Here is an 8870-nt window from a genome sequence, read left to right on the forward strand (position 1 = left end):
ATGTTTTTCTGCCAATACTTTATAGCCAATCGTCCCCCTGAGGTATTCCTGCACCACCATCGCCTTAAAGTCATCCGTATATTTAACCATAATAAAACACCCCAAAAATTAGATTTTGACTCTAACTTTTGGGGTGCACTTCATAATGGGCCTAAAAATAAGGTCTCTTTTTTTTGAAACATCGTAAATACTATACTGTTCAATTAAAATTTCTTAATAAGGACGTATGTTTTTGTTCTTACTGGACATCTTAACTGTCCCATTTCTTCTTTAAATGATGAATATTTCCCCTTCATTAATGCTTTTCCTCCAACCACGCGGACACTAGTTTATCCTCGCCACCAATCAAGATATTTCTCGTTTCCGGTCTAGGCTCAGCAATAGGTTTCTTAATGAATATTCTTTGCCCACTAAATCTTTTGAAACTTTTTCCTTTCCCAATCGTTAATAAAATTTGAATATTATTTTGATTAATAAATGAGGATGATATAATACATAACAAAAAAATACTAAATTCTTCTTTCACTGTTCCTTTTAATCGGTATATATATTATTTTTTATACTTCCAGCTGACCAGCGTGCTTATATATTTTTAAATTTAGCCAATGGATTAACTGGTATGTTGCTTTGTCTCCATATAAATCCAAGTGTAATTTACTGCCCAAAGGGCATGTGGTGCAATACATTCCCAACTGAAACGAGGCTTTTTTATGTCCAATAAATTTGCACATCATTTGTGTATACAAACAAATACATATTTAGAATCATTAAGATTTTACACGGAGTGTCTAGGCTTTAAACTTGTTCAAGAATCACCAAATTTTCACGGCAGAGAATTTAATACTTGGATTCAATTAGAAAACTTTTATATTGAGCTTCAGACTGGAAAAAATAAAGAAATCCTGCCTGAAGCAAATACCAATAGCCAAGGTTTATCTCATTATTGTTTATGGGTTCATGACTTAAAAAGTGAGGTAGTTCGCTTACAAGAACTAAATATTGAATTTATTTTAAAGAACAACCAATACATCTATCATGTAGAAAACGGCAGCCTCTGCAAAATTAAAGCTCCTGAAGGAACAATTGTTGAACTTCGAGATAACAAAGGAATCTAAACCTGCATAGCAGGTAACGGTATTTTTATCGAACTGGCCACACACTCACCAAAGATAAAACAAAATTATTACTAATAATTCAAGTTAACTTAACTATCCTTTGTTCTATTGCACTTTAAATGCAGGAAGTCTTTTGAAATTGTTCAAACGTATCTTAATGCCAAACAATAAAAGGAGCAAAAACATGAAATCGCTGCGATTTTTTTTCTGGTTAACGGATGTCGGCTTCATTGTTTATTGGGCAATCACCTTGCTGCATATTATTCCAAATGAATATCTTTTCAAGGATTACGACAATCCCATTCTTTCTGCTTGGAACTGGTCATTCTTTCCTCTTGATATTCTAATATCTATAACTGGGTTTACTAGTTTGTTTATGTATAAAAAAGGGAATTCAAACTGGAGCAAGATTGCTCTTATATCCTTAGTTCTAACCTCTTGTTCTGGCCTTCAAGCCATTTCTTTTTGGATACTAAGAAGTGATTTTGAAATATCCTGGTGGTTGCCGAATTTATATTTACTTATCTATCCATTATTTTTTATACCTAGTGTTATAAAAGCTAATCAGAATTAGCTGCCGATTCTATTTAAATTAAACTTGAAATCAAATGAAACTCCTTAATTTATCTGACTTTTTATGAACTATTTCTCCATTTAATTCTTATATTAACTATGACAGCTTACCCAAGAGGTGATTCTTATGTACGAATACAAATTTGTTAAGATTGAACTAGGCACTTGGAATAGTAAGCCGAAGGAAGATTATCAAGATATTATTAAAAATTATGCATCTAAAGGTTGGAGATTTGTTCAAATCTTTGCTCCTTCAACCAAAGGATACGGTCATGCAGCCTATTTTGAATTAATTTTCGAGAAACCCCTTAATTAAATTTGTGTGGTTTTCTATTTTGCAGTAACTGGTACCTTCTCTATCGTTATAATCTAAATTTACCGCCTTCTTGCATGGTTATCTTTTCACGACCTTTTAGACTAATTTCACATATCAACTGCATATCTCTCAAGTAATTCGGGTATTTTATTTATACCGGGCAGGGTCCACTCTTCATCAATTTGACTATACACAAAATTCAGGTCCTTGCTCTGGAAAATAATAATTACTGTGGTTGGTGTGCCTATGAAAACCTCTGATATAAATAAAGATATTTTACAGATATTCTCAAACTATAATCAGGCTCATCATTCCTTTGCAGATAAATGGCAGCAATTAATCCTGTTCTCACCTAGATGGTGGTTAGGATTTATTTTAAGTACTTTCCCTTGGCTTTTATGGTGGAAATTTCACAACCGCAAATATACGGGTGATTTACTTCGAGCAGGTTTTTTTATGGCGATCATTACTTTATCGCTTGATTCTATCGGGTTACAATTTGGTCTATGGATTTATCCATTTAATATGTTTCCTTTTATTACTGGATATTTGCCATGGGATCTTACCTTGTTACCAGTTTCTATGATGCTCATGATAGAAGTTAAGCCCCAATGGTCTCCTTTGTTAAAAGGTTTCATTTATGCTGTATTAGCATCATTTGTAGGCGAGCCCATCGCCATTTACTTAGATTTATATAAGCCTATCCTATGGAATAGCCTCTATTCATTCCCAATATATATTTTGTTATTTCTACTTTCAAACAAGATTGCAAAAAGTAAAAAGTTTAACTCAAGGTTCTCCTAGTCCATTCATAATTTTAGGCTAAAATATTGAAAATTAAGAATTAATATATTAATCTATCAGGGTGATTTCTAATTTTCGTTGTAAAGGATTTGATAACATGAAAACTTCCAGGAACCCTGAATCCATTCATACGCCTGTTGCTCCTTATGTGCACCAGATTGAAGTAACCGGACCATGCAAGTGGCTAACATTATCTGGACAATTAGGTATGAAACAAAATGGCACTGTTCCCGAAAATGCAATTGATCAAATGAAAGTAGCCCTAGATAATATTAGAAAGAATCTTGAAGCAGCCGACATGGAAATTAAAGACCTCACAAAATTAGTATTTTATTTAGTTGGAGAATTTAATTCTGTTGAAAGAAGAAAGGTAATAAGTGATTTTTTAGAGGATCATCTTCCTTGTTCAACAATGATTTACGTTGTTGCACTAGCTGCACCAGCATTTAAGATAGAAATTGATGCATGGGCATGTAAAGAGTTATGACGAATAAATTGCCGATCCTAGATGCATAGAATTCTTTTAAATCTAGGTTGTGTACTAATCTTCGTTAACAATTTATAGAAGAGAAATTGGTTAGATAGTGCAGGTTAATTGTAATGTGTGACTGAGCAGCCAGACGAGTGTATCTTACAGCAAACAGAAAGAGATAATTGATTCGAAGGTACATATACAGCAGACATTTGATTAATAGAAAAGGTCGTGCTGCCGTACCAAATGAACTCTTTCTTCCATATTTATTTCCTCTTATGGCATAGATAAATTCAGATTGGATAATCTAACTTTATCTATGTACCGAGAGGATGATACTATGTATTTTTACAGAGAAGATCTTATCAATATGATCGTTCCCGATAAACCAGATCCGCATGCAGCTAAAGTTCTGCAGGAAGCACTCGGAGGGCAATTTGGTGAGATGCGAACAATGATGCAATTCTCTTTCCAAAGTGCCAATTTTAGAGGAAAAGAAAAGAAATATCGTGACCTTATTAGAGGAGTTTTCATAGAAGAACTAAGCCATGTAGAGCTTGTCCAGTCTACAATTAATCAGCTCTTAAATGAATCTGGCGGGGAGATGCCAGGTAATCAAGCTGATGACGCCGCCCCATTAAATCGTGTGATAGAAAATGGTGCAAATCCACATCATTATATCATGGGGGCTAAAGCATCCCTTCCGGTTGACGCTGGCGGGAACCCCTGGAATGGCTCATGGGTCTATGACCATGGCAACTTAGCAGCTAATTTACTTAATAATGTCGTCTTAGAATCAACTGGTGTACTCCAGAAATCTAGAATTTATGAAATGAGCAGCAACAAAACCCTGCGTGAAACATTAGCGTTTTTAATAGTGAGAGATAATGCTCATCAAAATGCATTCGCAAAAGCTCTTGAAACGTTAGGGGTTGACTGGGGGAAACTTATTCCAATCCCTAACTATGATTTGAATAAATACCCTGAATGCAGAAAGTATGTCGAAATGGGCTTCCACAATGCCCAATTCAATTTTAGATTAGACAATACTTTAATCGGAAAAATTTTCTCAGGTAAAACACCAAGCAGAAACGGCGGAGAGCTAATGGTCACTGAACCACCAAAAGGATATCCTGTACCAGAAATGCCGGAAATGCCAAATGAACATGCACCTGGACTTTATGACCTAAATAATTAGAGAGCCCATACAGGCTCTTTCTTTTTGCATTAAAAGTGTTCATTTCATTTATTTGGTGTATCCTTGCAGCCATGTGCTCAACCTATCTAATAATTCCTTATCTATTGGCTGATTTATCTGTGTTTTATATTCCTTCAATAAACCTAGCATTGTGTGCTGTCCCTCATACTTGCGGAAAATATGATTCATATCAGGTATTGTATGCCACTCAGCTTCCCCTTTAACCATTTCAGCCATTAATTTAGCATGTTCCGGAGGTACTTGAATATCCTTTTCACCAGTTATAGCCAAAACCGGACATGTCACTTCCGCTAAATACTCACAGACATTATAAGCGTAAATCTCCCGTAACCATTTTGCATTTAGTTTAACCCCCTTTAATCTCATTACCTCCTTATCAGAATGTATAATTTTATTAATGATTTTGCTGTTTTGCTTTCTTGCTTTTTCTGTTATTTTGAACGTTCTAATAAGCCATCCTTTTATCCCTGTTTTCCGATTCAATTCAGCGTATGCCAACTCATTTTGCCTAGGCAGCAGCTCTTTAGATGGTTCTGCTGCCCCAGCAAGTAGAATAAGTCCGGAAACTGAGATTTTTTTAAATACAGCAGGAGCAATGAGCGCCCCCTCACTATGACCTAAGATTATGATTTTATTATTATCAACTTTCGGATGAGATCGTAAGAATTTTATACATTCTACAGCATCATCAATTAAATCAGTTAGCCCTGTTTCAAGAAAGTTTCCTCCACTTTTAGAGGTTCCTCTTTTATCATAGCGCAAAGTCACAAACCCTTTTAATGTTAAAAAATCTGCTAAATCCTTATATATATTTATCTTCATTTTTTTTAGATTCCCATCACGATCTCCTTTGCCAGATCCTGAAATGATTAAAATGGCAGGAAATGCAGGATTGGAATCGATAGGAATTGTTAAAGTCCCGCTTAAAGGATAAGTCGCCTGGATTACTACTTCATCAGTCTTATTCATGTTTTAACTCGCCTTCCTTTTTTGGCATAGTAATTGTTGAGATGATTCTCTTTGTTCTATTAATTGCAGGAGTATTTTGCATATATTTTTCATACACTTTTCGTAAATCTTTTACATAATCAAGGAACTCTGTATCGGAAAGATGTAAGGCAATTTGTCTATAGCCAACCCCATCTCGAAGAAAATCTATATCATTATTATCAAGATAAGTCTCAAAATCAGAAGTTACTTGTGCAGTAAAGAATAGAAAATACTGCAAATGTTCTTCTTTTGTCAGTTCTTTTACATCATCGTTTGTCATGTTTACAGCAGGTACATTTAATGAATAAACCTTTTCAACTGCCCCGCGAATTTGATTTTCTTCAGTTACGATTAAAACCTCTGCCTTAACGAGTGTATCCAGTTGCCTATATAAAGAAGCTTGAGGCACATCCTTCAATTCTCTTGCAACCTTTTTGGCTGTTTTACTCTGTCCATCTAGGAATACTTGTAAAATTTTAAACCGTACTGGATGCATGATGATGTCTACTTTATTCATAAATGGAGGGCCCCTTTATTATCATTTTATATAATATTATCAATATTGATAATAAATTACAATATTTTTAAATTTCTTGCTGCATAGTTGCCAGGTAATAAAAATGCGATTGCTCTTTATTCAGCAATCGCACCACCGTGTGGAACTATTTTTTATTTGAATGCTGTATCCTTCAACTAAACAATTCGTGCCACCTACAAATAATCCAGGCTATTGAAAATTAAAATGATCCCGATGATACAAATAACCCATGAAAGCGCCGATCCGGAGTGCTCCGCAATTTTCAGCCTTATCTTCTCAAGAGGCTTTTGCATTTTCTTACCTATCATAAGGTAGAGTAGAAATAACATTAATGGGGGCAATACCATGATAAAATTGTATCCTGCTAAAATGGCAGACCATTCCATCCATGATAGATTCGATGAAGTCATGATTCCAATTGCTGCAAAATAGGGAAATGCAGTTCCTACTTCGATTATTGATGTAGTAAAACCTAATGCAACCATTGAAACAATACTTTTAGACTTAGGTGTAGGCAGCTCTGAATTTTTCTTTGCTGGTATAAAAAAACTGACAATGAATAATATCGATCCTACAATGAATATTGTCCAGCTCACGATACGATTTTGAATGATGCCAGAGAATGCATCGAACAGAAAGTCCAAACCTAGCATAAGAAGGACACCAATAGAAAAATAGAATCCGGCTACCGTTATTAAATAAATGAATAAACGCTGTGTCAGCTTCCATTTATCAGTTAAAAGCAAATATACGGTTACCCCGAGTGTTGATGGACTTAACGTATCTAATAGAGCTAATCCTCCTATGAGAAGAAGCAGTTCTGCATTCACCAATTTATCCTCCTTATTCCCTCAAAGCTATACCTTTCTTAAAATAAATCGCATATGCTTGTTCCATAAACTTAAGTACATCCTCATCGATTGGGTATAATCCGAGTTTCTCAGATTGTTCTGATGACATCCTTATCCTCCAAAGCTTATCTAAAAATTCATCCTCTCCATCAAATTCCTCTAAACGCTTTTCATCCATTCTTCTAATGATATTTTGAACATTAGTTGCTTCGGGACCATTATTCAGGTAGCGTTTTAACTGACCTAATAGCGCAATCCATTCTAATGCTTCAGAGCTTTCACTAGTCATGCTAGGAACCTTTTCCAATAGTTCCTTGTCTTTTCCTTTAAATATTGATTCACGAAAAGATTTCTGATTTTCCTTATCATTATTAGAAAGTCTCATGATTTTATGAATGGCTATCCATTCATTGTCCCCTTCTATTGCAATTCCATGGATCATTTCTCTTAATGCGCGCTCTGTTTTCTTTAAATTTTCCTGTTCATTTATAACATAAGTCAGTTGTCTCTTTAAGCTTTTCGACCAATCCCAATCGGGGGAAGCGAGCATATTTTTAATTTCATCTAAAGTAAATCCTACTTTTTTTAGAAATTGAACCTGCTGCAGTTTTTTTATTTCTTCATTTGTATATAAACGGTGACCTCCTTCTGTTTTCGATGCTGGTTTTAATAAACCAATTTCATCGTAGTAACGGAGTGTTCTTACTGTAACACCTGTCAGATCTCTAACTTTATTAATATGAATCAAAGAGTATCACCCTCTACATTGTTTTAAAGATGATCAACAGATCTATATTTTGAACAATTTGATCTTTATTTTTCTTTAGAAAAAAAACTTTGACGCAAATAGCCTGCACCTAGTCCCACTAATACACCCGGAAAGGGGTGATCAATAATTAGCCCTATTCCTGCACCTAGGATTACACAGCCATAGATAATTATATCGTTCTTCTTCATTTAAAAACCTCCACATCTTTTATATTTCCATTCACGAAAAGAATGCAACTTATTTGTTACTTAAACAAGTATATAAAATGACGTTGCGTAACTTTCAAGTCTTAAATGATAATTTATAATTTTTCTAAATATACCTTGTAATTGACGTCGCGTAACGCTGTATCATGATCTCCAATGAAAGGAGTGATATGTAAATGAGGAAAATCGGTTTGATAATATTTGTTATTCTTTTAATCAATTTTTTAAGTGCCTGTATGAGCGAAAAGGAAAATGAAGACCTTCAAAAAACTTCACTTAAGGATATTGATACCATACTTATTGATTTTGGGAGTACAAATGTAAATATTGTTTCAGCAGAAATAGAACAATTGGAGCTTTCTATGTTATTACATGATGATGGCCCCAGTATTGCAATAGATAAGGAGAAACATAAAGTTATCATTCAGCAGAAAAAGGAATTAATCCGATTATTTAAGATTGGTAAGAAACCACAATTAGAAGTTCGCATTCCTATTGAATTTACAGGGAAAATTATACTTGATGGCTCTTCAGGTGATGTTTTTGGAGAAAACTTGCAAACGCATAACATTCGAGTAGATGGAAGCAGCGGCAAGGTAGAACTTGGTTTTTCTCAATTTAAAAGTAATATCAATGTTAAAACAACAAGCGGGAATATAAATATTTATTTAAATGAGGATGAACCCGATGCCAGAATACACCTTAAATCCAGCAGCGGAAGACATGCTGTCGGTTTGGCATTGGAAAATTTTCAGCAAAGCCGCAAAGAAACACGCGGAACAACTGGGAATGCAAATTATGAGATAAAGCTAGAAACCTCTTCAGGAAATATATCTATAAATTAGTACAGTAAACCAAAATGGCGCAATTTATATGGATTGACACACTATTAATTCATACTTCTCCGCACACAAAAAGAACCTATTTTGAATAAATAGGTTCTCAGATTGTCGACAAAAGGGGTTCGGAATGGTCTCATTCCGAACCCCTTTTTATAAAAAAGTCCTTAATTTTTTA

12 protein-coding genes are annotated in these 8870 nt (G+C 34.6%); 7 read left to right on the top strand and 5 right to left on the bottom strand.

Features of this window, described 5'->3' with window-relative positions; translation table 11 throughout:
- The first annotated feature begins 710 nt into the window (after positions 1 to 710).
- The 6 genes from ASU02_RS25155 (at position 711) to ASU02_RS25180 (ending at position 4478) form a co-directional block, all read left to right on the top strand.
- Positions 711 to 1115 (top strand): VOC family protein, encoded by a 405-nt coding sequence (locus ASU02_RS25155; protein WP_057768354.1) that lies wholly within the window; start codon positions 711 to 713, stop codon positions 1113 to 1115.
- A gap of 184 nt (positions 1116 to 1299) precedes the next feature.
- The gene (locus ASU02_RS25160) at positions 1300 to 1689 is read left to right on the top strand and encodes a YvaD family protein (protein ID WP_057768357.1); all 390 of its coding nucleotides are present in this window, start codon (positions 1300 to 1302) and stop codon (positions 1687 to 1689) included.
- A gap of 126 nt (positions 1690 to 1815) precedes the next feature.
- Positions 1816 to 2004 carry a DUF4177 domain-containing protein gene (locus tag ASU02_RS25165; protein WP_057768360.1) on the top strand — a complete coding sequence of 63 codons (189 nt, stop codon included), beginning with the start codon at positions 1816 to 1818 and terminating at the stop codon, positions 2002 to 2004.
- Between the two features lie 246 nt (positions 2005 to 2250).
- Positions 2251 to 2808: a CBO0543 family protein gene (locus ASU02_RS25170; RefSeq protein ID WP_057768362.1), complete on the top strand. Its 558-nt coding sequence runs from the start codon at positions 2251 to 2253 to the stop codon at positions 2806 to 2808.
- 97 nt (positions 2809 to 2905) lie between these two features.
- On the top strand, positions 2906 to 3295 hold the full coding sequence (locus ASU02_RS25175) for a RidA family protein (protein WP_057768366.1): 390 nt from the start codon (positions 2906 to 2908) through the stop codon (positions 3293 to 3295).
- A 325-nt stretch (positions 3296 to 3620) separates the two neighbouring features.
- Positions 3621 to 4478, top strand: coding sequence for a manganese catalase family protein (locus ASU02_RS25180; RefSeq protein ID WP_057768368.1), 858 nt, complete (start codon positions 3621 to 3623; stop codon positions 4476 to 4478).
- A gap of 48 nt (positions 4479 to 4526) precedes the next feature.
- Here ASU02_RS25180 and ASU02_RS25185 read toward each other — a convergent pair whose 3' ends face one another.
- The 5 genes from ASU02_RS25185 to ASU02_RS26775 all read right to left on the bottom strand — a co-directional run bounded on the left by ASU02_RS25185 (position 4527) and on the right by ASU02_RS26775 (position 7835).
- The gene (locus tag ASU02_RS25185; protein ID WP_057768371.1) at positions 4527 to 5468 is read right to left on the bottom strand and encodes an alpha/beta hydrolase family protein; all 942 of its coding nucleotides are present in this window, start codon (positions 5466 to 5468) and stop codon (positions 4527 to 4529) included.
- Positions 5461 to 6006, bottom strand: a complete 546-nt coding sequence (locus ASU02_RS25190; RefSeq protein ID WP_057768374.1) for a helix-turn-helix domain-containing protein — start codon at positions 6004 to 6006, stop codon at positions 5461 to 5463. Before ASU02_RS25190 ends, ASU02_RS25185 begins: the two co-directional genes overlap by 8 nt.
- Positions 6007 to 6200: 194 nt before the next feature.
- A complete protein-coding gene (locus ASU02_RS25195; protein WP_095396766.1) occupies positions 6201 to 6857 on the bottom strand; it encodes a GAP family protein in 657 nt (218 codons plus the stop codon).
- Positions 6858 to 6870: 13 nt separating this feature from the next.
- Positions 6871 to 7626 (bottom strand): MerR family transcriptional regulator, encoded by a 756-nt coding sequence (locus tag ASU02_RS25200; RefSeq protein WP_057768382.1) that lies wholly within the window; start codon positions 7624 to 7626, stop codon positions 6871 to 6873.
- Positions 7627 to 7691: 65 nt separating this feature from the next.
- Positions 7692 to 7835, bottom strand: a complete 144-nt coding sequence (locus ASU02_RS26775; RefSeq protein ID WP_057768385.1) for a hypothetical protein — start codon at positions 7833 to 7835, stop codon at positions 7692 to 7694.
- Between the two features lie 194 nt (positions 7836 to 8029).
- Between ASU02_RS26775 and ASU02_RS25210 the strand changes: the two genes are divergently transcribed.
- Positions 8030 to 8698, top strand: coding sequence for a DUF4097 family beta strand repeat-containing protein (locus ASU02_RS25210; protein ID WP_057768388.1), 669 nt, complete (start codon positions 8030 to 8032; stop codon positions 8696 to 8698).
- Positions 8699 to 8870 lie beyond the last annotated feature (172 nt).

The organism is Cytobacillus praedii (assembly GCF_001439605.1).
GTDB classification, from domain to species: Bacteria; Bacillota; Bacilli; order Bacillales; family Cytobacillaceae; genus Cytobacillus; species Cytobacillus praedii.